This window comes from Blautia intestinalis, from assembly GCF_014297355.1.
Lineage (GTDB): Bacteria > Bacillota > Clostridia > Lachnospirales > Lachnospiraceae > Blautia_A > Blautia_A intestinalis.
In genome coordinates this window covers 79,322-102,941 of the sequence record NZ_JACOQE010000009.1, presented here as the reverse complement: position 1 = coordinate 102,941, position 23,620 = coordinate 79,322, and the positions used below count along the sequence as shown (strand labels likewise).

General features: G+C 44.4%; 20 protein-coding genes. 9 read left to right on the top strand and 11 right to left on the bottom strand.

The genetic code is table 11. The features are described from left to right. The first annotated feature begins 206 nt into the window (after positions 1–206). From H8Z79_RS13140 to H8Z79_RS13110, 7 genes are all read left to right on the top strand, one after another. Positions 207–3,062, top strand: coding sequence for a fibronectin type III domain-containing protein (locus H8Z79_RS13140; protein WP_118049054.1), 2,856 nt, complete (start codon positions 207–209; stop codon positions 3,060–3,062). 537 nt (positions 3,063–3,599) lie between these two features. Then, positions 3,600–5,558: a methionine--tRNA ligase gene (metG, locus tag H8Z79_RS13135; protein ID WP_118049053.1), complete on the top strand. Its 1,959-nt coding sequence runs from the start codon at positions 3,600–3,602 to the stop codon at positions 5,556–5,558. 221 nt (positions 5,559–5,779) lie between these two features. Continuing rightward, on the top strand, positions 5,780–6,268 hold the full coding sequence (gene moaC / locus H8Z79_RS13130) for a cyclic pyranopterin monophosphate synthase MoaC (protein WP_118040227.1): 489 nt from the start codon (positions 5,780–5,782) through the stop codon (positions 6,266–6,268). Then, a complete protein-coding gene (moaA, locus tag H8Z79_RS13125; protein ID WP_118040229.1) occupies positions 6,265–7,245 on the top strand; it encodes a GTP 3',8-cyclase MoaA in 981 nt (326 codons plus the stop codon). Before moaC ends, moaA begins: the two co-directional genes overlap by 4 nt. 2 nt (positions 7,246–7,247) lie before the next feature. Next, on the top strand, positions 7,248–7,739 hold the full coding sequence (locus H8Z79_RS13120; protein WP_118040231.1) for a MogA/MoaB family molybdenum cofactor biosynthesis protein: 492 nt from the start codon (positions 7,248–7,250) through the stop codon (positions 7,737–7,739). Between the two features lie 119 nt (positions 7,740–7,858). After that, on the top strand, positions 7,859–8,299 hold the full coding sequence (locus H8Z79_RS13115) for an MOSC domain-containing protein (protein WP_118040233.1): 441 nt from the start codon (positions 7,859–7,861) through the stop codon (positions 8,297–8,299). Then, a complete protein-coding gene (locus tag H8Z79_RS13110; RefSeq protein ID WP_118040235.1) occupies positions 8,299–9,087 on the top strand; it encodes a TatD family hydrolase in 789 nt (262 codons plus the stop codon). Before H8Z79_RS13115 ends, H8Z79_RS13110 begins: the two co-directional genes overlap by 1 nt. 400 nt (positions 9,088–9,487) lie before the next feature. On the opposite strand, the gene H8Z79_RS13105 is transcribed toward H8Z79_RS13110, so the two are convergent. Beyond that, positions 9,488–11,008 (bottom strand): CapA family protein, encoded by a 1,521-nt coding sequence (locus H8Z79_RS13105; protein WP_182001897.1) that lies wholly within the window; start codon positions 11,006–11,008, stop codon positions 9,488–9,490. Positions 11,009–11,223: 215 nt separating this feature from the next. Between H8Z79_RS13105 and H8Z79_RS13100 the strand changes: the two genes are divergently transcribed. Further along, complete coding sequence (locus H8Z79_RS13100; RefSeq protein ID WP_118049052.1) at positions 11,224–11,676, top strand: MarR family winged helix-turn-helix transcriptional regulator; 453 nt, start codon at positions 11,224–11,226, stop codon at positions 11,674–11,676. A 5-nt stretch (positions 11,677–11,681) separates the two neighbouring features. Here H8Z79_RS13100 and H8Z79_RS13095 read toward each other — a convergent pair whose 3' ends face one another. After that, the gene (locus H8Z79_RS13095) at positions 11,682–13,529 is read right to left on the bottom strand and encodes a DUF885 domain-containing protein (protein WP_118049051.1); all 1,848 of its coding nucleotides are present in this window, start codon (positions 13,527–13,529) and stop codon (positions 11,682–11,684) included. 100 nt (positions 13,530–13,629) lie between these two features. On the opposite strand from H8Z79_RS13095, the gene trxB reads away from it, so the two are divergent. After that, on the top strand, positions 13,630–14,550 hold the full coding sequence (gene trxB / locus H8Z79_RS13090) for a thioredoxin-disulfide reductase (RefSeq protein ID WP_118049094.1): 921 nt from the start codon (positions 13,630–13,632) through the stop codon (positions 14,548–14,550). Positions 14,551–15,028: 478 nt separating this feature from the next. On the opposite strand, the gene H8Z79_RS13085 is transcribed toward trxB, so the two are convergent. From H8Z79_RS13085 to H8Z79_RS13045, 9 genes are read right to left on the bottom strand one after another with little or no spacing between them, the layout of a single operon-like run. Next, positions 15,029–15,652: a V-type ATP synthase subunit D gene (locus tag H8Z79_RS13085; protein ID WP_015540698.1), complete on the bottom strand. Its 624-nt coding sequence runs from the start codon at positions 15,650–15,652 to the stop codon at positions 15,029–15,031. A gap of 14 nt (positions 15,653–15,666) precedes the next feature. Further along, positions 15,667–17,049 (bottom strand): V-type ATP synthase subunit B, encoded by a 1,383-nt coding sequence (locus H8Z79_RS13080; RefSeq protein ID WP_015540699.1) that lies wholly within the window; start codon positions 17,047–17,049, stop codon positions 15,667–15,669. Positions 17,050–17,066: 17 nt separating this feature from the next. Next, complete coding sequence (locus tag H8Z79_RS13075) at positions 17,067–18,836, bottom strand: V-type ATP synthase subunit A (RefSeq protein ID WP_015540700.1); 1,770 nt, start codon at positions 18,834–18,836, stop codon at positions 17,067–17,069. Continuing rightward, the gene (locus H8Z79_RS13070; protein WP_015540701.1) at positions 18,829–19,416 is read right to left on the bottom strand and encodes a V-type ATP synthase subunit E; all 588 of its coding nucleotides are present in this window, start codon (positions 19,414–19,416) and stop codon (positions 18,829–18,831) included. Before H8Z79_RS13070 ends, H8Z79_RS13075 begins: the two co-directional genes overlap by 8 nt. 18 nt (positions 19,417–19,434) lie before the next feature. Further along, complete coding sequence (locus H8Z79_RS13065; protein WP_015540702.1) at positions 19,435–19,743, bottom strand: V-type ATP synthase subunit F; 309 nt, start codon at positions 19,741–19,743, stop codon at positions 19,435–19,437. A gap of 12 nt (positions 19,744–19,755) precedes the next feature. Further along, positions 19,756–20,187 carry an ATP synthase subunit C gene (locus H8Z79_RS13060; protein ID WP_015540703.1) on the bottom strand — a complete coding sequence of 144 codons (432 nt, stop codon included), beginning with the start codon at positions 20,185–20,187 and terminating at the stop codon, positions 19,756–19,758. 59 nt (positions 20,188–20,246) lie between these two features. Next, on the bottom strand, positions 20,247–22,193 hold the full coding sequence (locus tag H8Z79_RS13055) for a V-type ATP synthase subunit I (protein WP_015540704.1): 1,947 nt from the start codon (positions 22,191–22,193) through the stop codon (positions 20,247–20,249). 20 nt (positions 22,194–22,213) lie between these two features. Continuing rightward, a complete protein-coding gene (locus H8Z79_RS13050; RefSeq protein WP_015540705.1) occupies positions 22,214–23,257 on the bottom strand; it encodes a V0D/AC39 family V-type ATPase subunit in 1,044 nt (347 codons plus the stop codon). A gap of 15 nt (positions 23,258–23,272) precedes the next feature. Next, complete coding sequence (locus H8Z79_RS13045) at positions 23,273–23,584, bottom strand: hypothetical protein (protein WP_015540706.1); 312 nt, start codon at positions 23,582–23,584, stop codon at positions 23,273–23,275. Positions 23,585–23,620 lie beyond the last annotated feature (36 nt).

The window sequence follows — 23,620 nt, the reverse complement described above, 5'->3', positions numbered from 1 at the left end:
ATCATACAACTCGGAATATATGTTCGTCAATTGGAACATTAGCTAGTCAAATCTCATATTGGATAGCATCCGCTGACAGTAGATAGTGTGCACTAAGAGACCGATTGTATACATAATGAAGCGATAATGCAATTGACAGAATTTCTAAGAAATGTTATTCTTTAACAAGGTTTTAAATAACTAACTAAAGTAAGAGGGGGAGAACTGTGAAGAGACAGATTGCATTTTTAGTTTCGGCAATGATGACTGTAAATTTATTTACAGCGGTGCCGGCTTTTGCGACAGATGATTTTTCTGATGCAGAGGTGGTAGTTGAGGAAGACAGCAATGAAGATGCTGAAGAAATGGAAATTCAGGATTCAACAGAGGAAGATTTTGAGGATGAAGGTGCAGTAACGGAAGATAGCGCTGCATCAGAAAGCGAAGTAGACAGTGTGACAGATGTGGATCTGTTTTCAGACGCGGATTCCGAAGATGCAGTTGCAGAATCCAAACAGTTAAAAGATGCACCGACTGCAGAAGCAAAACTGGAGTCAGGCTTTGGGAGCGATTATCAGAAACTTCTTTTTTCTGACGGTGCATATGCAGGAGGAATCAGCCAGATCCTTGTAAATGGAAATGTATGGGAAAAAGTATCTTCAAAATACAGTTTGTTTAGAAGAAATGCATATTATATGGATAGTTCAGATGCTTCGGCAGTCTTTGACGGCAGTGGAGACGGCATGCTGACTATCGGAGATATTATTACGATAAAAAATCCGTCATATCAGGATCTGCTTCTTTGTGTGAAGGGGAGTGGAAGTGATTTCGCAGTGGAGCCTTATGATCCAAGCAGTGGAAATGATAAAGAAGGTCCATCTGATGGACAGAACACATTATATGTGAGATTAAACGGATATTTTGACAGTGCACTTACCGGTCAGCAGAAATATGATGCGATCAGTGGAGCATCTACTTCGGTTTCTACGAATAAAAACAGCAATGTTATTGTTGAAGCGGCAGTGGTTCCGGACGGAACAACGCCGGGAAAAAATGACTGGAAACCTTTACATGAAGCAGTAACGGTAAATACAAAAAAGACAAGCGTAAATATTGACACGGAATCCTGTGGAATGTCAGGTGTATACTCGATTTATGACAGCTCCCTGTCACTGAGCGGTGTTCCCGATCAACCGGGTTCTTATCCGGTAAGTGTAACAGTAACAGATCAGAATGGCAGAACCGCAACCAGTAATGAGCTTGCATTTAAGGTTTATTCACGTACAGAAAAACTGAGTGACTGCCTGAAACTTGAAAATGCACAGCAGACTGCAGATGGCAAATACATGTATGATATGGAACCATGGGCAATTGCAAATTTTGGCGGTACAAATGAGACAGTAACTGTACCGGCACAGATCAAAGCATGGTATGGCTCTCATACAAGTGGAACATATGGTGAGCTGGGATATTCTGTATCCGAATCAGAAAGCCCGACACAGACATTGATTGTTCCGTCAGGCTGTGATCTGACACTTGTAAATATGAAAATTTTCAGCAGTGTACGAATTATCGTACAGAAAGGCGGAAGACTTTGCCTGCGTGATTCTTCTGTCCACGGACTGATCGAAGCAATGGATGGAGGAAGAATCTCTGTAAATTATGACAACTACGGTGGAAGCTTTTTGACAGGTGCATCTGTGAATGGACAGTTGATCCTGAATGGCGGGGCAATTCTGGAGAACTCGCTGATTTATTCCAATACAAATTTTCTGGCGAATGGATCAGAGGTGCGTCATAATACAGCGCCTGTAGTGCTTGTTAAGGGAAATGTGGCTTTGGAGGGTGAGGTTTACATCAGAGGCGATGAGGCCGCTACCGGCAAAGACCCGAACACCCAGAAAAGTTATAGTGGACAGCCTGCAATGAAAATATCCGGAGGTACACTCACAATCTCGGACAATGGTGTCCTTGGTGTATTTGGCGGGGGAAGAAATGCCACGACATCCGTAGGTGGTGCAGCACTGATTCTGGATCAGGGAACAGTTAAGGGTAATGGAAAGCTGATCGCAGTTGGTGGAAATGGTTCTTTTGACGATGGCGGCAATGGTGTCAGCGGAACCGGATCAATCGAAACATCCAGTGCATGGCTGGAAGGCGGCTCTGCAATCATGTCGAAAGAAGATTCCGTTGCCGGAAAGGCATATGTTTCTTCTGTTAATATAGCTGATCGCACGATAGTGAAATCGGTTGATGGAAGAAAAATTTCCGATAATTTTGAAGATGCAACGGAAAGACAGTGGAAAGATATTACAACAAAACCGAATCTGGCATTATATGAAATAACAGAGCCGGATAAGAAACCAGAGCCGAGTGAGAAGCCAGATCCAGACGAGAAACCGGATCCAGATAAAAAACCGGATCCAGATGAGAAACCGGAACCGGATAAAAAACCGGATCCAGACGAAAAACCGGAACCGGACAAAAAGCCGGAAACAGACAATAAGCAGGAAGGAACTGTAAAACCGGGAACAGTAAGTGCGGTTAAGGCGGTTTCTTCAGGTTATAATAAAATCAAAATAAGCTGGAAAAAAGCGGCAAATGCCAGCGGATATGTGATTGAAAGAAAGAATGGCTCCAGGTGGCAGAAAATCGCCGATATAAAAACACCGGCATTGTCCTATGTACAGAGTAATTCAAAGAAGTATCCGGTACAGACGGGATACAGTTATGCATATCGTATCAGGGCATACAGGGTGTCCGGTGGTAAATATATTTATGGAGAATACTCCAAATCATTCGGTGGAAAAGCACTGCTCTCTGCGTCGACGTTAAAAGCAGCAAAGAAAGCCTCCGGCATTCAGCTCAAATGGAAAAAAACAGCAGGTGCATCAGGATATGTGATATATCGAAGTACCACAGGTAAAAAATGGACTAAGGTTGCAACAACCGCTAAGACCACTGTTATGGATAAAAAAGCTTCCAAAGGTAAAACATATCGTTATCGCATCAGAGCATATCGAAAGGTAAATGGAAAAAAGGTATACGGAAACTGGTCGCGACAGGTAAAAATCAAGAGATAAGTTAAGAATCAGATTTTCCGCTTAGCGAAATTCCCGGTTTACAAATATTTGTAAATATGCTACTATTTCTAAAGAAGCGGAACCAGATAAATCCGCATAATATAAGTAAACTCAAAGAACAAGAGAGTACATTTGATACTGGCATTACAGAGAAATTCCAGAGGAAACGGTTATTATTTTATGACGGATTCCGGCTGCTGAGAGGAATGTGCGGGTACATATGGAAGATGGCTTGGGAGAGGTACGGTTGAGATTGTGATCCGGAGTGAACGCTCGTATTTGTACAGTACAGAGTGTCCGATCTGCATTTAGACTGTAACGGGACCGCCTGTTATAGCGGAAGGGTATCAGGAAAGAGCATGAAAAGGATAATCAGGTTTTTAATGCAGCAATCTGGAATCGTACCCGATAAGGTTTCTGACCGCGAGGCAGGAACGAAAAGAAGTGGTAACACGGGCAGAACTCGTCTTCTCAGTAAAATGAGAAGACGTTTTTTTATGTAAAAGGAAACTGTTATATTTTAGGAGGAACTATAAAATGGACAAGCAGAAGTATTATATTACAACCGCGATTGCTTATACATCCGGTAAGCCGCACATTGGTAACACTTACGAGATCGTACTGGCAGATGCAATTGCACGTTACAAGAGACAGGAAGGATATGATGTATTTTTCCAGACAGGAACTGACGAGCATGGTCAGAAGATCGAACTCAAAGCAGAAGAAGCAGGAATCACACCAAAGGAATTCGTAGATAATGTATCCGGTGAGATCAAGAGAATCTGGGATCTGATGAACACATCTTATGACAAATTCATCCGTACCACAGATGCCGATCACGAAAAACAGGTTCAGAAAATCTTCAAGAAGATGTATGCAAAAGGTGATATCTACAAAGGACATTATGAAGGAATGTACTGTACACCATGTGAATCTTTCTTTACAGAATCACAGCTTGTAGATGGCAAATGTCCGGACTGCGGACGTCCGTGTGTACCTGCAAAAGAAGAAGCATACTTCTTCAAAATGAGCAAATATGCGGACCGTCTGATCGACTACATTAACACACATCCGGATTTCATTCAGCCGGAGTCACGTAAAAATGAGATGATGAACAACTTCCTTCTTCCGGGACTTCAGGATCTCTGTGTATCCAGAACATCCTTCAAATGGGGAATTCCGGTAGACTTCGATCCGAAACACGTTGTTTATGTATGGCTGGATGCTCTGACAAACTATATTACAGGAATCGGATATGACTGCGACGGCGAAAGCTCTGAACAGTTCAACAAACTGTGGCCGGCAGACCTTCATCTGATCGGTAAAGACATCATTCGTTTCCATACTATTTACTGGCCTATCTTCCTGATGTCACTTGATCTGCCGCTTCCGAAACAGGTATTCGGACATCCGTGGCTGCTTCAGGGAGATGGCAAGATGAGTAAATCAAAAGGAAATGTTATCTATGCAGATGAACTCGTTGATTTCTTCGGCGTAGATGCTGTCCGTTATTTCGTACTTCATGAAATGCCATTCGAAAACGATGGTGTTATCACATGGGAACTGATGGTAGAAAGACTGAATTCCGAACTTGCAAATACACTCGGAAACCTTGTAAACCGTACCATCTCCATGTCCAACAAATACTTCGGCGGTGTTGTTGAAAACAAAGGTATTGTGGAGCCGGTCGACGAAGACCTCAAAGCATTTGCACTGGCAGTTCCGGGCAAAGTTGCAGAAAAAATGGACAAACTGCGTGTTGCAGATGCCATGACAGAAGTCTTCACGCTGTTCAAACGTCTCAACAAATATATCGATGAGACTATGCCGTGGGCTCTTGCAAAAGACGAAGCAAAGAAAGACCGTCTTGCAACTGTTCTCTATAATCTGGTTGAGGGAATCACCATGGGTGCAACTCTTCTGGAATCTTTTATGCCGGAGACCACAGAACGCATCCTTGCTCAGTTAAATACAGAAAAACGTACACTTGAAGATCTTAAGACATTCGGACTGTATCCGTCAGGAAACAAAGTTACAGAAAAACCGGAGATCCTGTTTGCACGTCTTGATCTCAAAGAAGTACTTGCAAAAGTAGAAGAACTTCATCCAAAGAAAGAAGAACCGGTTGAAGAAGCAAAAGAAGAAAACGTGATCGACATTGAAGCAAAACCGGAGATCACATTTGATGATTTTGGCAAACTTCAGTTCCAGGTTGGTGAGATCATTGCCTGCGAAGAAGTCAAAAAATCTCGTAAACTTCTCTGCTCTCAGGTAAAAATCGGCAGTCAGGTACGCCAGATCGTATCCGGCATCAAATCTCACTACAGTGCAGAAGAAATGGTTGGCAAGAAAGTTATGGTTGTAACAAACCTGAAACCTGCCAAACTTGCAGGAATCCTCAGTGAAGGAATGATCCTCTGCGCCGAAGATGCGGATGGAAATCTGTCCCTGATGGTACCGGAAAAAGAAATGCCGGCAGGTGCTGAAATCTGCTGATGTATGATGGAGTTTGACAGTTACTGCGAATGAAATTGCAATCCCCTGTGTATCGCAACAACGAGCACGGGGGATTTTTGTAACCAAAAGCTTTTGCATTGTACTTGCAGAGACATATGTTTTACGGGTATACTGTATGTGATTGATATGATAAATGACAGTCAGGCGCAGGACAAGACTGTGGTGAAAATAATCAGCAGAGATTTCAGGAGGGAAAAGTCATGGCGAACGGACTTACACATTTTGATAAAGAAGGAAATGCAGTGATGGTGGATGTTTCCGATAAAAGTGTCACTTATCGGACAGCATTGGCAACAGGCTATATTTCTGTAGGCCCGCAGATCATGACATGCGTTACAGAAGGAAATGTCAAAAAAGGTGATGTCCTCGGTGTGGCACGGGTGGCAGGCATTATGGGGGTCAAAAAAACATCCGAATTGGTTCCGATGTGTCATCCTCTTCCGATACAGAAATGTGCGATAGATTATGAACTGGATCAGGAAAAGAACCGTATTCATGTATTCTGTACCGTCAAGACAGAGGGGAAAACCGGCGTGGAAATGGAGGCTCTGACAGGAGTGCAGGTGACACTTCTGACTATCTATGACATGTGTAAAGCAATTGACAAGCATATGGTAATGTCAGAAATCCATCTGGTAGAAAAAACAGGAGGAAAAAGCGGAGATTTTCGTTTTGGGGATGAAACATGATAGATCGTTGTGGAAGAAATATTGATTATCTGAGGATTTCCGTGACGGATCGCTGCAACTTACGCTGCATTTATTGTATGCCCGAGGAAGGTATAAGGCTGACCGGACGCGAAAATATCCTGCAGGAACCAGAAATCATCCGGGTATGCCAGGTGATGGCAGAACTGGGTATCAAAAAGATTAAAATTACCGGTGGAGAACCGCTGGTGCGACCTCGGATTCCGGGACTGATCCATCAGATAAAAGCAATTCCAGGTATCGAAAAAGTGACACTTACTACGAATGGAATCCTTTTGAAAAAACAGATGAAAGAACTCGCAGAGGCAGGACTTGACAGTCTGAATATCAGTCTGGATACACTTGACAGAGAGGGTTTCATGAAAATCACACGCAGAGATCTTCTTGACGATACTCTTGCCGGTATTGAAGAAGCAATGAAATATCCGAACGTGCAGTTAAAGATCAACTGTGTGCCATTGGGAATAGAGGAGCAGAATCTGTGCGAGATTGCAGAATTCGCCCACAAATATCCCGTACATGTCCGTTTTATAGAGATGATGCCGATTGGTTATGGAAGTTCTTTCACAGGAATGTCACAGGAAAAAATCGTATCTCTTCTGGAAAAAAAATTTGGCATACTTTTCCCATATGAGGGACTCCCTCTTGGAAACGGCCCGTGTAAGTATTATACTGTGGATGGATTTCAGGGCAAGATAGGCTTTATCAGTGCGATCAGCCACAAGTTCTGCAGTGAGTGCAACCGCATTCGCCTGACTTCACAGGGTTATCTGAAAACATGTCTGCAATATACAGCAGGACGTGATCTGAGAGAAGCGTTGAGAAACGGTGGAACGGATGAAGAATTAAAAGAAATCATAAAAGCTGCACTGTCCGAAAAACCGGACGGCCATCATTTCAGAGAAAAGGTAAAAGAAGATGATACAGAGAGTTTGTGTATGTCACAGATAGGAGGATAATAATGAAACGCGCAGCAATTATAACAGCAAGTGATTCCGGGTACAGAGGTGAGCGGGAGGATTTAAGCGGACCTGCAATCAAAGAAATTCTGGAAAGAGAAGGATATGAAGTGATTTCTATGGATATCCTTCCGGACGATCAGGTAATGCTTGCAGGAAAAATGCAGGAAATAGCAGATTCAGAAAAAGCGGAGCTGATCCTGACGACAGGCGGAACCGGATTTTCAGAGCGCGATGTCATACCAGAGGCAACGGAAGAAGTAATCGAGCGAAAGGTTCCGGGAATACCGGAGGCAATCCGCGCATACAGCATGACGATCACAAAACGTGCGATGCTGAGCCGTGCGACAGCTGGAATCCGAGGGAAGACATTGATCATAAATCTTCCGGGCAGTCCGAAAGCAGTACGGGAAAGTCTGGAATATATTATCGATGCACTGGCACACGGGCTTGAAATCCTGAGCGGTGAAGCACGTGATTGTGCACGCAAGTAGAAATATGAACAGCCCTCGGCAGAATCCAGATATGTGAAGAAGAATATGCCATGTCAGGTATGCTGCACATTTTACAGTAGGAATTGTCCGGGTATTTTTAAATAAGGGAGAATTGAGTTATGGGGAAAGTAATTGCAGTCTGCATCAGTGAAAAAAAGGGAACACAGAAACACCCGGTGCAGGCAGCAGAATTTATAGAGGACTGGGGCATCAAAGATGATGCACATGCCGGTAAATGGCACCGTCAGGTCAGTCTTTTATCATATGATAAGATTGAAGCATTCCGTGCACGGGGCGCAGAGGTAGAGGACGGAGCATTTGGAGAAAACCTTGTTGTGCAGGGATTCGATTTTTCAGCACTTCCAGTCGGAACAAGATTTCGATGCAACGATGTTGTGCTGGAAATGACACAGATTGGGAAAGAATGCCATCATGGATGTGCGATATTTCAGAAAATGGGTGATTGTATTATGCCGCGGGAGGGTGTTTTTACAAAAGTACTTCATGGAGGAATCATCCGTGAGGGAGACGAATTTGTGATTGAGGAGAAGAAAGACTGATGGAAACACCTATGATTTTTGAGACACATGCACATTATGATGATGAGGCTTTTGCACAGGACAGAGAGAATTTGCTTGCATCGATGCAGAAACATGGAATCGGGCATATTGTGAATGCATGTGCGTCGGTCGAGAGTCTGAAAGATACAGAAGAACTGATGGAAAAATATCCGTTTGTTTATGGTGCATTCGGTATTCATCCGGACGATGCGGAAAAAATGACAGAGGAAACTCTGGAAGAAATCCGCCGGTTATCCCGTTTGCCAAAATCAGTGGCTATCGGAGAAATTGGCCTGGACTATTACTGGCACAAAGAAGAACACGAGCATGAAATCCAGAAGAAGATGTTTCTGGCACAGATGGAGATTGCGCGCGAAGAAAAGCTTCCATTTATGATCCACAGCAGAGAGGCGGCAAAAGATACGTTGAATCTGGTGAAGGATTGCATGAAAGGCGGTATGTACGGCGGCATTATCCATTGTTTTTCTTATGGAAAAGAAATAGCAGGAGAATATCTGGATATGGGACTGTATCTGGGAATCGGCGGTGTTGTTACATTTAAAAATGCGAAGAAACTGAAAGAAGTGGTTGCATATGCACCGCTTGAACAGCTTGTACTTGAGACAGACAGTCCATACCTGAGTCCGGAACCAAACCGTGGAAAACGCAACAGTTCGCTGAATCTGCCGTATGTGGCAGAGGCAATTGCACAGATTAAAGGATGCAGCGCGGAAGAAGTGATTGCAGTAACCGAAGAAAACGCAAAGAAATTGCTGCTGCGGAAATAACATTCACAGTATCAATTACAGTTATATTAAAACTCCGTCCATATATCCGGTCACGGACAAATCGGAAAGGTGTTAAATTCTTTGTTAAAATTTAAAATTACAATTCCCTGCCCGTCCCCAATGAGAGGCTTGGGATTGTCTGCAACTTATGTATAGAAAAATCCCCTCCGGTGTCCGGTTTAAGACGCTTGAAGGAATTTGTAGAAGTACTTAAAGAAGAAAATACTACGTTGCCCCGAAAAATGATGCTGTCTGAGCGAAGCGAGTTCATCATTCTTCGGGGCGTTTTTAGTAGAATTTTATTCTTTTATAGTACTTCTGAATTCCTGATTTGTCTATAAACCGGACACCGGAGGGGATTTTTAAAATACATAACTGTAGCGGATCCTATTCTGCTCATTTATTCCTCATCCGAGTAGTCACTGTAGTCGGCTGAGTCATCGTAATAATCGGAGCTGTCATCGTAATAATCAGAGCTGTCATCATAATAGTCCGACTCATCACTGTAGTCCGAATCATCTGAGCTATCCGAACTGTCATCCGAACTGCCATCTGAGCCTTCACTCTGTGCATCTGATGCGCTGACAGACCAGATATCATCTACATATTCACCATTGGAATTGACCATATCACCGTCTGAGTTGAAGCTGACATCAAGAAGATCGGTGTTGGTGGATGGCTTTACATTCAGGGACATGATCTCTTTAAAGCGTGCCTGCAAATTTGCAAGAGTAAAGGAATCATCTCCGAGCACTGTACGAAGCTCATGCTGTGAGGCAAGGTCTTCTGTGTAATCAGACAACATATACGGACTGAATACACCGGCTTCTTTATTGTAATGCATGACCATAGGCTTAACTTCTGCATCTTTGATCTCTATAGAGGTCTTGCCGTCCTGTACGGTCTTCTGGATCGTAAAGCAGCCCATTCCCTCTAAAAGTGCATCGAAGGACTCCTGTGTAGAAACAAAGTTTCCGAGAGAATAGAAGATCAGCATACTGTGCCCCTCTTTGTCTGACATACGTCCATATGGCTGGAGTATATGCGGGTGGCCGCCGATTACGACATCTACACCCTGCTGCATCAGGAAAGTTGCCCATTCCTTTTCATATTCGGTAGGCATGGTTTCCATTTCTTTGCCCCAGTGAGCAACAAAGATCAGCACATCACTGTCTGCTTTTGCCTTTTCAATCATGGATGCAACTTTGTCTTTCTCGAAAATATCGATCATGTAATCTCTGCCGTCTCCGGCACCGGAATTGTTCGTTCCATATGTATAATCCAGAAACGCAACTTTAATGCCGTTTACTTCGAGAGTTTTGACTGTATTGGCATCTTCTTCGGAATCATGGATACCAAGAACCGGAACATCCGGGTAACTGGTCTTCCAGAAATTCAGTGTCTGTGCCATGTAATCATAGCCATAATCATCAATGTGGTTAGTTGCAGATTCGATGATATCAAAGCCGGCATTGATCAGTGCGTCACCGACTTCCGTAGGTGTTGCGAAGGACGGATAACCGCTGACTGCATCATGCTCTGTGGTGAGAACAGTTTCCTGATCGACCATGGCAATGTCTGCTGCCTGAATCTCGTCTTTGACATTTTCATAGATTGCATCATAGTTCCATGTGCCGGAATCAGATTCACCTGACTGGATCAGACTGTCATGGTACAGATTGTCACCGACAGCGATTACAGTAGCTGTGGAAATCTCCGGTGCTCTGGCGGCTTTTTCCGCTTCCAGTTTCTTCTGCTCGGCTTCTTTGGAAGCCTGATCTGCCGGCTTCTGGATGATCTGATAATCAAGTTGATGGAAAACAAAGACCAGAAGAATCATTACAACGATGGAACAGATCAGACCAATACGCGAGTTGATCTGCTCTTTCAGATTAAGTGGGATGTTTTTGTTTTTTTTCATAATAAATTCCTTTGTGTATTTGCGAAGACCGTTTGCATATGATTTTAGATACAAAAGGTCCATGTTGTGTTCAATTCATTATTATAGCAAATAGATTCCGCTAAAGAAAGAATTAAGTTAAAAAAATAAACTGAAAAATGTTTTGTGATTCAAACAAACATCGGGTATAATAAAAAATATAAGCAGGAGAGGGGCAGAAAGCGGAGGAGAGCAATATGAATTCGTATGAAACAGTAAACAGTATTCTGGTAAAAATGTTTAAAGATATTCTGGATATTGAAGAACGTGCGCTGATCACATCAGAATACAAAGATATATCCGTAAATGATATGCATATTATGGAAGCAATCGGTATTCAGGAGCCCAAAAACATGTCTACCGTTGCAAAAGCGGTCTCTGTTACGACAGGGACTTTGACGATCGCGATCAACCATCTGGTCAAGAAGGGATATGTAGAGCGAACGAGAAGTGAAGAGGATCGGCGTGTCGTGTTGGTTTCTCTGTCGGAGAAAGGCGAGAAGGCATTTCTTCATCACAAGATTTTTCATGAAAAAATGGTGATGGCAGTTCTTGATGATCTTAATCCGAAGGAGACAAAGGATCTTACCAGAGCATTGCTGAAACTGCAGAACTTTTTTGACAGTTACGGTAACAAAGAAAAGAATTAAAAATATTACAGGAAACATGATAAAACGGGAGGTGCGCTGAGACCAATGACATTGGCCCCGGCACCTCCTTTTGTTGCTTTTTGCAGCCGTTCATGCATATATTTCCGGAGTACCGGAAACTGAACCGGCCCGATCTCAAGCAGATTCCGGTGAAAAGTTTTCAGGTCAAAATCATCATCCAGAGTATCTTCCCATTCTTTTTTCAGATCAAGAAAATTAAGACATCCCCAGCAATATTTCTGGTAATTAGCAGGAGTTTCCACGATGTACTGAAAAATTTCAGATACAACGTGGGTATCTGTGATTCCGAAAAACTGAAGGAGACGGGCTGCCTGTGTTTCGTTCCATCCATAATAATGTATGCCGATATCAAGAAGTGAATAAATGCAAAGATTGATCCGGCGGTTCAGCGCAACCAGCCTTGTATAATCAGTGGCAGCAGGATCATCGAGATCACGGGCAGCATACTGATAACCGTAAGATTCAATATAGGTAGCCCATCCTTCTATGTAACCGGAAGAGGTGATCAAAGTACGGATGTCAGCAGGAGCAGTCTTCTGGAAGTAAATAGTCTGATAAAGGTGTCCGGGAAATCCTTCATGCGAAAGTGTGGCAAAAAGCTCCAGATTTGAAGTCTGATCAGCAGGGTTTAGGTAAATGACATTTGGTGATCCGGTGTCAAGCGGCGGTGTCAGATAGAAGGCCGGACTCAAATAATTTTCCATGGATTTGTGTACGTAGCGTGTTTCAAATTCTGTCTCCGGCAGCTCGGGAAAATCATCGGCTATCCGGTCACGCAGAGCTCCAAGCATCTGTGCAGGTTTGCATTCCGGAAGATCCAGAGAGCTTTTCATCTTTCGAAGGAGAGATGGCTGTTCTTTCAGCATCTGCTGAACCAGTTTCATATCCGTACTGATTTGTTCGGTGAGTCGGTTCTGCATATCTTTGACGGCCGTCCAGGAGCCCACCTGACTGCGGAGCAGATACAGATAATACTCTTTTCCTTTCTGCATATGTGCAAGTCCCTGGCTGGGACGACCGGAACCTCGCAGGGCGAGAAGTCCCTGTATCAGCTTCTGGTAAGCCGGAATTACTGTGTTTAAAAGAATTTCTTTATGCCTGGAATTTAAAGTCTTTTGTTCTGATTCGGAAATGGTACCAAACGCTTTTAACTTGGCGGCAAAAACCTCCAGCATGTAGTTGGAATCCGGTTCTTTTATAAAAGCCTGACACTGACTGACAATACGTTTTAGCGTTGCATCACTCATAAAGTAACCGGCGTCAGCTTTTTGCCGCTCAAAATCCAGAACACTGTCAAAATAAGCGGGAACAGATGTGAGGAGATTGAGATAATCTGCAATGTCCTGTTCCTGATAAAACGCATATTCTGCGAGAAGAACAGGAAGCTGCGCCTGCATGCCGAGGCTGGGACTTAAGTATTCTTCCAGAAGATAAAAGTCAGTGGAACGCTGCTGGGTTTTATAATACAGAAGGAGCATATCGAGAGTGATCTTATTTGTCTCAGAAAGTCCTGCCGGATCAAACGTCTGGAGTTTTTTCATAATTTCCCGGTATCGGGAAATACTGTTGTCATCCGGAGCGGAAACTGTGCCAAGCGTTGGAGCGGGCCGTGTGATCTGCTGTTTTTCCGGATAGGCAATGGAATAGTGGAGATTCAGCATATTTCCGGAGACTTCTTCACGAAACAGACGGTCCGTGTAAGTTTGAAAGGAGCGGTCTGCAGAGCTTCCGCCGGCATTGAGATGACCAAGAACTGATCCGATGAGAAAAACCACACACAGAGCACAGATGATCAGAATGCGGGAAGGATTTTTGCGAAAAGATATATGCATAAAAACCTCAGTGAGAGATGCTTTTTACTATTTTATTGGAAAAAAAGGGATTGTATGCTAAACTTAAATGGTAGCAACAGAGAAAGTGAGGCAGAATATCATGGAAAATATATATGATCTGGCGATTCTGGGAGCAGGTCCTGCAGGAATCTGCGCAGCTATTTATGCGACAAGAGCAAAACTGAATACAATCTGGCTGGATAAGAAATTTGTGCAGGGCGGTCAGATTGTGGACACATATGAGGTAGATAATTATCCGGGACTGCCGGGAATCACCGGTCTGGATCTCGGGGAAGCAATGGCAGGACATGCAGAAAAACTGGGAATGAAACCGCAGAGGGAGCCGGTTCGTTCTATCGAGACAGAGCATGGAATCAAAGTTATCCGCACGAAAAAAAATGAATACCGTGCCAGAGCAGTGATCATTGCCTGCGGGGCAACACACCGCCACCTCGGAATCCCGGGTGAAGAAGAACTGAGTGGCATGGGGGTTTCCTATTGTGCGACCTGTGATGCAGCATTTTTTCAGGACAGGACGGTTGTCGTAGTCGGTGGCGGAAACGTGGCGGTGGAGGATGCGATCCTTCTTTCACGTACCTGTAAAAAGGTTTATCTGGTACACAGAAGAGATGAACTTCGTGCGGAGAAAATCCTTCAGGAGAGTCTCTTTGCATGCAAAAACGTGGAGCTCATATGGGACAGTATTCCATTGTCCATTGAGGGAACGGATAAAGTAGAGGCATTGAAGATCCGGAACAAAAAAACACAGGAAGAAAGTTTCATTGAAACAGATGGTGTGTTTATCGCAGTCGGAATCGTTCCGGGAACAGAGAAATTCAAAGATCTGGTGAAGCTGGATGAAGCAGGATATATTGTGGCAGGAGAGGACGGGATTACCAGTGAGCCGGGAATCTTTGCAGCAGGCGATATCCGTACCAAAAATCTTCGTCAGGTCGTAACTGCAGTCGCAGACGGGGCCAATGCAGTGGCTTCGGCACAAAGATACCTTCTCGATAAATAGTTTGAGCAGTCAGACAGTAAAGAGCTATAGTTTCTGCAATTTAACGGAACTGTAGCTCTTTTGTTTTGCAAAAAAAGTCGAATAAAAACGAACAAATAGCAAATTGCACAAAGCGTGTCGAATAATGGGGAAAAATGTGGATAACGCGAAAAATGGTGTAAAAGTTATCCACATCCTAAAAAGGTTGAAAAATCGTTGTATTTGAGTTATGCACAAAGTTATCCACATTATCCACAAAAAATCAATGTGGAATAAGTGATTTACATAAATAAATAAAAAACAAATGTTTTGGTTAATAATGATGAAATTAACAAATTCGAAAAAAAGATAGAAAAATCTATTGACTTTTTCATAGTGAAAATATTACTGAATTTTGCTTTCAAAAGAAAAATTTTAAACTTTCAAACTTTAATTATCAGACAATAGTAGTAATTAAAAAGTCCATCCGCGTAATTGCAGATGGACTTTTGTAAGTTGCTTAAGAAGTCTGTTTCATTCGTTTAATAACTTTCAGACGTGTGAATTCTTCTCGCTCTTTTTCCTCAAGGGCATTCTGAATATCCTTTGTCAGTGCCTCGTATTTCGGAATTGTGATGTTCTTTAATGCGTTGGCACGTTTCTGGGTCTTCTTGATGTTGGCTGCGAGACGGATCGCTGCGTTTTCGATGCCTGCGAGCTGGATGGAAAGCTCTTTTACCTTTTCGAAGGCGGCTTTTGCTTCATCCAGAGAAGCCTTTGTGCTGTAGTAGGCATAAGTCGGGGTGTTGGTAAGCTGCTCTTCATATTCGACGAGTGGAATTTCCGTACCCATAACGCTTCGTGTCTTGATCCGAATGGAATCCTCAAGAGGAACGGTGTAGGAAACCTGCTGTACAAAGGCAATACCCATTTCCATGTTGGCTTTCTGAAGGGCTGCATAGGCGGCACGGAAAGTCACATCGATCTGAGACTGGATATCCTTTGCCTGATCGATCAGTTCCATCATTTCGCGGATCAGGATATTCCTTTTTTTATCCATCAGCTCAAATCCCTGACGGGAGAGCGCGAGGGAATTCTTGGCAAGAATTAGATTTCCCTTGGTGGGGAAGGTATTTGGATCCATAAAGCCACCTCCCCTTAACGTACGGTTTCTTTATAGTACTTGTTCAGGATCTTTGTATCAATTCGGTCAAGTTCATCCTTCGGAAGAAGTCCGAGGAGTTCCCAGCCTTTGTCAAGTGTCTCTGTGATGCTGCGGTTTTCGGTTTCGGACTGTCCGACAAACTCTGCCTCGAAAGCTTTACCAAAAACAAGATAACGCTTGTCAATCGGGGAAAGTTCATCTTCGCCGATAACGGAAGCAAGTGCTCTTGCATCGCCTACTTTTGCGTAGCAGGAGAAGAGCTGGTTGGCGACATCCTGATGGTCTTCGCGTGTAAATCCTTCACCGATACCATCCTTCATCAGTCGTGACAGAGAAGGAAGAACATTGATCGGCGGGTAGATTGCCTGTCCGTGAAGCTGACGGTCAAGAACGATCTGACCTTCGGTGATGTAACCGGTAAGGTCAGGAATCGGATGCGTGATGTCATCATTTGGCATGGTCAGGATCGGAATCTGTGTAACTGATCCGGTACCTCCCTGCACGATTCCGGCACGTTCATACAGTGTTGCAAGTTCACTGTAGAGATAACCCGGATAACCTTTACGGGAAGGAATCTCACCTTTTGAGGAGGAAACTTCACGCATTGCCTCGCAGAAGGAGGTGATGTCGGTCAAAATAACAAGGATATGCATGCCTTTTTCAAATGCCAGATATTCAGCTGCCGTAAGTGCGATCTTGGGAGTCAGAAGTCGTTCAACGACCGGGTCGTTTGCCAGATTCAAAAACATGACAACGTGGTCGGAAGCACCGCTTTCTTCGAAGGTACGGCGGAAAAATTCTGCGACATCGTATTTGACACCCATAGCAGCGAATACGATTGCGAAGTTTTCATCGGAATCACCGCCGAGGGAAGCCTGCTGTACGATCTGTGCAGCCAGTTTGTCGTGCGGAAGACCGTTTCCTGAGAAGATAGGAAGCTTCTGTCCACGAATCAGGGTGGTCAGACCGTCGATTGCGGAAATACCTGTGTTGATATAGTTTCGCGGATATTCACGTTTGACCGGATTCAGCGGAAGGCCATTGATGTTGAGGCTTACTTCCGGTGTGATATCGCCCAGTCCGTCAATCGGCTGTCCGATACCATTGAAGGTTCGTCCGAGGATTTCCGGAGAGAGTCCGATCTCCATAGGATGGCCGGTCAGACGTGTGTGGGTATTGCCGAGGGACATATTATCTGTTCCCTCGAATACCTGAATAACTGCTTTGTCTTCATAAATTTCAATGATACGACCGATCTTCTGGGTTCCGTCGTCCATGCGGAATTCTACGATTTCTTCGTAGGAAGCATTTTTGATACCTTCCAGAACTACGAGAGGGCCGTTTATTTCACTTAATCCTAAATATTCGATTGCCATAAATCTCGTTCCCCCTGTCAGCCGTTTTTCTCTAATACTTTGTTATAAAATTCATCGATGTCTTTCTGATACTGATCAAATCGGTCAAGCTGATCATTCGGAACATCATATTTGATGGAAATGATACGTTCGAAGATATTGTCTTCTTTCAGTACGGAAACCGGCATGCCGCGGTTGATGAGGGCTTTTGATTTCTCATACAGATACAGGATGATCTCCATCATCTTGAATTGTTTTTCCATTGGGACACAGGTGTCTTCCTGATGGAAGGCATTCTGCTGAAGGAATCCGAGTCGGATGACACGGGCAATCTCCAGCGTCAGTTTCTGATCATCCGGAAGAACGTCGCTTCCAATCAGTTTTACGATCTCCATCAGAGAACTTTCCTGGTTGAGGATCGCCATGATCTGATTTCGGTCTGCTACAAATTTCGGTGATACGTGATCGCGGTACCATGGGGTCAGATCTTCGAGGTATTCACTGTAACTGGTCAGCCAGTGGATAGCCGGGAAGTGTCTTGCATAGGCAAGAGATTTATCAAGTCCCCAGAAGCAGCGGACAAAACGTTTGGTGTTTTGCGTAACAGGTTCGGAGAAGTCACCACCCTGTGGGGAAACGGCACCGATGATAGATACGGAACCCTCTGTACCATTGAGGTTCTGCATCATGCCGGCACGCTCATAAAATGCGGAAAGCTTCGATGCAAGGTAAGCCGGGAAACCTTCCTCGGCAGGCATTTCTTCCAGACGTCCGGAGAGCTCACGGAGAGCTTCGGCCCAACGGGAGGTGGAGTCTGCCATGATCGCTACGTCATAACCCATGTCACGGTAGTATTCTGCAAGTGTGACACCGGTGTAAATGGATGCTTCACGTGCTGCAACAGGCATGTTGGATGTGTTGGCAATCAGCGTGGTACGGTCCATCATAAGGTTACCGGATTTCGGGTCGATCAGTTTGCTGAAATCTTCGAGAACCTGAGTCATTTCGTTTCCACGTTCTCCGCAGCCGATGTAAATGATGATATCTGCATCGGACCATTTTGCAATCTGATGTTGTGTCATGGTTTTTCCTGTACCGAAACCGCCAGGAACGGCAGCTGTACCGCCCTTTGCAATCGGGAACAGGGTATCAAGGATACGCTGGCCGGTGACAAGCGGAACGCTTGCCGGATAACGTACATGAGTGGGTCTCGGAATACGGATCGGCCATTTCTGTGCGAGCGCGAGATCTCTGGTACTTCCGTCGCGAAGCTCAATAGTTACAATCGGCTCCAGAATGGTGTAATCTCCATCAGGAGCAGCTTTAATGACGGTACCTTCGGCAATATTCGGCGGTACCATGGATTTGTGGAGAATAGAAGCGGTTTCCTGTGTTTCGGCAATGACCGTGCCCGGACCTACGACATCTCCTTCTTTTACAGTAATATGTGTGTGCCATTTTTTCTCTGTATCAAGAGAATCTACACTGACACCACGGGAAATATATTTTCCGGAAGTTTTTGCAATCTCTTCCAGAGGACGCTGGATACCATCAAAAATATTGTGGATGATACCCGGTCCGAGAAGTACGGAAATAGCATCGCCGGTACCGATAACGGTTTCGCCCGGACGAAGCCCTGTTGTTTCTTCGAATACCTGAATGGTAGTCATGCCTTTTTTCAGACCGATGACTTCGCCGACAAGATGATCTTTGCCAACATAGACCATTTCGGAAATTTTGAATCCGGAGTCACCCTTCAGATAGATAACAGGACCGTTGATGCCATAAATAATACCTGTTTTATTCATGGGTCATTCCTCCGTCAAAGTTGAATTCTTTGCGCATGGCATCGAGATTGGCTGCAAATGAATTGTCAATCAGGATATTTTTGTGCGGGATCTCTGCACGGATTCCGCCGATGAAATCTTCTCCGGAGACCTGAAGTGAAACGCCGGTCTTCTGAATAAGCGCATCCAGACGTTCCCTGTCAGTGCTGGAAAGGAAAATATGAATCTCATCATTTTCGGCAAAATCCTGTGCTTCTTTGATTTTCCGGCAAAGATATGTTTCATATTCGGGAGTTGACATAAAGTCTCTGATTTTGGTGCTCACTTCGCCAAAAAGAGCTTCTTTCAGTTCTTCCTGCTTTTTGGACCAGTCTCTTTTGAGAGTGATCTGTTCGGCGGAAAGAGCCTTGTTGACTTCACGACGGACATGCTCTGTTTCGGCTTTTACTTCTGCTTCTGCATTCTGGCGGCTGAGTTGTCTGTGCTCTTCAAGCTTTTCGGAAAGCAGCTTTTTATGTTCCTGAATCGCCTGCGCTGCATCTTCACGGGCTTCTTCAAGGGAAACCTCATAAAAATGCTGCAGCTTTTCGTCAATTGTCATGATAGTGTTACCTCCTGCCTACAATTTCAGTCCGATTGCTTCATTAACATATGAAGTGATAAAATCCGGTTTACGGCCGGTTCCGTGTCTGTCAGGAATTTCAATGATCAGGGGCGTTTTGTGATGCAGACGGACTTCATCGATGATTTCGGGAAATTCTCTGCCGAATTTTTCGGTCAGAAGGATGATTCCGATCTCTTTATCGGAGATTGCCTGTTCGAGGGCATCTTTCAGTTCGCTGCGTTCGTGAATGACAACACCCTCCACACCTGCCAGACGCATGCCTGTGTAGGTATCAATGTTATCACTGATCAAATACATTTTCATAGGGAGCGCTCCTTAAAGCTTACCAAGGATCATAAAGGAAATGATCAGACCGTAAAGTGCGATACCTTCTGCCATAGCTACGAAGATAATGGATTTACCAAACAGGGATCCGTCTTCGCTCAGTGCGCCAAGAGCTGCACTTGCGGAGCTTGCAACGGCGATACCGGAACCAAGACCGGAGATACCTGTAACAAGAGCTGCACCGAGATAACCAAGACCTGTAGCAAGTCCGTCAGCAGAAGAGCCGGCAGCCTGTACGCTTGCAGTACCTGCGAAGCTGACTACGGTTGCGACAAGAAGCACACCGAAGAACATAAAGCAGTTGGCGATCAGAGATTTTTTGTAACGTTTTTTACTCTTTTCGCCGAGGAAAAAGTAGCCGAAAGGTACGATGATGCTGAGAATCATTGCAATTGCAGTTGTAATCTGAATAATCATGTTCATGATAATATCCTCCTGATGATAAAAATGTAGGTTTATTGGGTGGGCTTTGCCCGTATATTTTATTTCTGCGCGCTTTTACGTAATGTTTTCATAAATGGCTGGAATTCACGGCCGTTGCCTGCATAGAAACGGCTGAAGATCTCATAGTACTCCAGACGGAGAACCTGAATACCAACGATCAGACCTTCCATTGCACATACGAAGATGTTGCCGAGTACGACAACGATCCAGTTGGGGCTGCCTCCGTTGGTAGCACCGGCAAGCATAAGTACGACTTCCATCATTGCTGCGTGGCTTACGGCAAATGCGCCGATACGCAGGAAGGAAAGTGTATTGGAAAGGTAGCTGAGCAATACTTCAAATAATTCGAAGAAGCTTTGTACGAAGAACATACCTTTCTGCTCCGGGAAAATCTCTGATTTCTTTTCAACGAGGTTGGTAAGAGGCTCCTTGAGGAACATGAGCAGGAGCGGTACGCCAAACATCACGACAAGAACAGCAGTTGCCGGAAGTTTTTTGCCGGAAATAAAGAGTCCGACAGTCAGTACGATCGAACCATAGAAAACAAGTCCGGCTACGGCGTTGCTGTCAAACCAGGCCTTTTCGACATCTTTGTTTCGGAGGGAATTGATGATATTGAATATCATACAGATCAGAATGATAAACATTCCGAAACCGATGGCGATAACAAAAACTGCATTCAGTCTTCCGACCAGTGGTACGTCCATCATCTGGTTCATAGGTTTCAGCCATATGGCTTTCAGGACATCCTCGAAACCGAAGAAGCTGCCGTACATGAAACCGAAAAATACGGAAAATACACCGGCACAGCTGATGATTCCCGCAAGGTCCATATGTTTGGTTTTGTAAAGGAACAGACCGCCGAGGAAAAGGATCAGTCCCTGGCCGACGTCACCGAACATAGCTCCGAAAATAAAGGAATATGTGATGGCAACAAACCATGTAGGATCCATTTCGTTGTAGGCAGGAAGTCCATACATTTTTACATACATTTCAAAAGGTTTGAAAAGCTTTGGATTCTTAAGCTTTGTAGGTGGCTTTTTCCTGGCGGGAGCTTGCTGGTCTTCCATGAGACAGAAGATTTTTTCATCGTTCTGAATATCCTTCTGGAAAGCAAGTGCATCCTTTTCGGTCATCCAGCCGCACAAAATATAGAAGGTGTTGGTGTCACCATGTGTGCAGGCGGCCAGTTTACGGATGTCAAAGCTTCTGGAGCAGGCTTCAAGAGCGGCTTTTGCGGAAATGATCGCAGAGCAGTTGTCCTCGAGGAATTTCTGGTAGGCTGCTTTGTTGGCATCGAGACCTGCGTGGATCTCACGATGTCTGTGGTCCAGTTTTTCGAAAGCTTCTGCGGCGGTTCCATGATATTCATCAGGAATAAAAATTCGCTCAAAATGCATGGATGAATATACGGCATGTACTTTGTGAGCCTGATGCTCCGGTACAAAATAAACACCGTAGATATATAATTCATCTTCTCCGCATTTGATAAAAAGAGTATCCAGATTGTCGTAGATATATTTCTCGAATTTCTGGAGATACTGCTTTTCGATACGTCCGAAACGATAGTGGATATATTTGAAGTTCAGGATCTGTGACACATCAAAATCCAGATTTCTGAATGGACGGATAATTTTCAGAGAGTCGACCATTTCAGCGTGTTCTGACTGGAGACGGGATTTCTCGGCATCCAGCTCCTGCGCTTTGTTCCGGAGATTCTGAACAGTCTTGAGAGCCGTTTCTAAGGACATATCACTGACGACTGCCTTTTCAGGTGCTTCCAGTTGTTCGTAGAAACTGTCGATCACATTCAGATGATCTTTGTAAGGATTAATCTCCAGAAACGGCGACAGATTTGCGACTTCGGTGAGCTCTGCAAGGGCATTTTCCAGATGAATCTCATATCTGGAAAGGTAGGTTTCCGTCATTCTGTCAATATCCGCTTTTGGCCCGGTGATGCTTAAAAATTTCATTTTCTCAATCATGATTTTATCCTCCGGGATGGTTAATTGTTACGAATATACTGCATTGCTTCGTCCGGTGCCACACCATAACGGATACATTCGATGGCGATGGTCAGACGGTTTACTTCATGCTCCTTGTGATACATGTAGGAATAAAGCATCGCGACGGAATAAGGATCGCGTCGGGCCTCTTTTTCCAGGGTACTGCGGAGCATGTAATTATAAAATTCTTCGAGATTGTGTGCGGAAAGATGTTCGTATTTTTTTCCGTAATAAGTCCTGCGGAAAAGCTGCTGTGATTCTTCATAGGTTGCAGCTTCAACGATCGCACGGATCTCTTCTTTTTTCAGTTTATAGTTCATCGGGATCAGCAGAGCATAAATATCTGCCGGCGCCATGCTGAAGTAGCGCTTCGAACGAAAAATAAATTGAAGATTCAGCATATCGAATTTTTCACCGTAGGCCTTTGTGATCTGTTCGAGATCTTTGCCTGAAAAAAGTTTCCTGCGGACTTTCCATATCAGTGAAAAATAATATAGATCCAGAGCCATTCCGTAATCAAAAAGGAGTGCGGTATCGTGGTTCTGTATCTGAGAAAGTGGACTGTAAAATTCGTTTCCTTTAAGGGCATTGATGAATTCGTCCATCGTTTTGCATGCGGTAAGTGCATCCAGATCGAGGTTGGAATGCCGACGGAAGAACTCCCGGTAAGGAGAAAGGTCGACAGGGTCTGTATCGCGGTGGTCAAAAAGGTTGGTCATGAGCTCTTTGAGAACACGGATTTCATATCGTCTGGAATACAGATCGAGGAATTTTCGCTGTTCGGAGCTTGCAAACTGATAAATCTTTGAAAAATTATTGAAAATAGATGCTTTCAGTAATTTTTCAATCTGACCGCGGTGCAGGGAATTTTCATCAAGTGATGCCCATGTTTTGGAATACTCCGGTGTCCGCTTGAGCCATGCGGCGGCATGTGATGTGCTTGTAAACTGAAGCATTTCCTGAATCTGGTCTTCGGTGATCAGTTTACTCTGCATGGCGCGGATTTTTGTGGAGATTCCGCTGTAGGAAAGGAGTTTTCCCATGTCAGATCACTCCTTTCATCGTTTTAGAAGTTGTTGGAATAGGTCTTCCGAAAGCTGCCGGTGATTTTCCTTGTAATAGACATCCAGATCGGCAAGGTGCTGCTCTGTTTGCTGGCGCAGAGCGGTCAGTTCCTGATCCTTGCGAGATTCCAGACTGTCCCGAAGTGCCTGTATCTTGCGGTTTGTTTCCTGTTCCAGTTCCAAATCAAGGTCCTTACACTGCTGTTCCATTTCGGCTGAAAGGGCTGCTTTGGTTCTGTCGGCATCTTGCATGATGCGCTGCGCTGTGATCTCGATTTCAGATAACTTTTGAAGTATCTGCTCCATATTCACCCTCCTTTTCTATGTTTTTTTGGAACTTTA

Excerpts from the sequence above, each read along its gene's own strand:
- metG (WP_118049053.1), top strand. The coding sequence starts at position 3,600 with ATGGACAAGCAGAAGTATTATATTACAACCGCGATTGCTTATACATCC.
- moaC (WP_118040227.1), top strand. The coding sequence starts at position 5,780 with ATGGCGAACGGACTTACACATTTTGATAAAGAAGGAAATGCAGTGATG.
- moaA (WP_118040229.1), top strand. The coding sequence starts at position 6,265 with ATGATAGATCGTTGTGGAAGAAATATTGATTATCTGAGGATTTCCGTG.
- H8Z79_RS13120 (WP_118040231.1), top strand. The coding sequence starts at position 7,248 with ATGAAACGCGCAGCAATTATAACAGCAAGTGATTCCGGGTACAGAGGT.
- H8Z79_RS13115 (WP_118040233.1), top strand. The coding sequence starts at position 7,859 with ATGGGGAAAGTAATTGCAGTCTGCATCAGTGAAAAAAAGGGAACACAG.
- H8Z79_RS13110 (WP_118040235.1), top strand. The coding sequence starts at position 8,299 with ATGGAAACACCTATGATTTTTGAGACACATGCACATTATGATGATGAG.
- H8Z79_RS13105 (WP_182001897.1), bottom strand. The coding sequence starts at position 11,008 with ATGAAAAAAAACAAAAACATCCCACTTAATCTGAAAGAGCAGATCAAC.
- H8Z79_RS13100 (WP_118049052.1), top strand. The coding sequence starts at position 11,224 with ATGAATTCGTATGAAACAGTAAACAGTATTCTGGTAAAAATGTTTAAA.
- H8Z79_RS13095 (WP_118049051.1), bottom strand. The coding sequence starts at position 13,529 with ATGCATATATCTTTTCGCAAAAATCCTTCCCGCATTCTGATCATCTGT.
- trxB (WP_118049094.1), top strand. The coding sequence starts at position 13,630 with ATGGAAAATATATATGATCTGGCGATTCTGGGAGCAGGTCCTGCAGGA.
- H8Z79_RS13085 (WP_015540698.1), bottom strand. The coding sequence starts at position 15,652 with ATGGATCCAAATACCTTCCCCACCAAGGGAAATCTAATTCTTGCCAAG.
- H8Z79_RS13080 (WP_015540699.1), bottom strand. The coding sequence starts at position 17,049 with ATGGCAATCGAATATTTAGGATTAAGTGAAATAAACGGCCCTCTCGTA.
- H8Z79_RS13075 (WP_015540700.1), bottom strand. The coding sequence starts at position 18,836 with ATGAATAAAACAGGTATTATTTATGGCATCAACGGTCCTGTTATCTAT.
- H8Z79_RS13070 (WP_015540701.1), bottom strand. The coding sequence starts at position 19,416 with ATGACAATTGACGAAAAGCTGCAGCATTTTTATGAGGTTTCCCTTGAA.
- H8Z79_RS13065 (WP_015540702.1), bottom strand. The coding sequence starts at position 19,743 with ATGAAAATGTATTTGATCAGTGATAACATTGATACCTACACAGGCATG.
- H8Z79_RS13060 (WP_015540703.1), bottom strand. The coding sequence starts at position 20,187 with ATGAACATGATTATTCAGATTACAACTGCAATTGCAATGATTCTCAGC.
- H8Z79_RS13055 (WP_015540704.1), bottom strand. The coding sequence starts at position 22,193 with ATGATTGAGAAAATGAAATTTTTAAGCATCACCGGGCCAAAAGCGGAT.
- H8Z79_RS13050 (WP_015540705.1), bottom strand. The coding sequence starts at position 23,257 with ATGGGAAAACTCCTTTCCTACAGCGGAATCTCCACAAAAATCCGCGCC.
- H8Z79_RS13045 (WP_015540706.1), bottom strand. The coding sequence starts at position 23,584 with ATGGAGCAGATACTTCAAAAGTTATCTGAAATCGAGATCACAGCGCAG.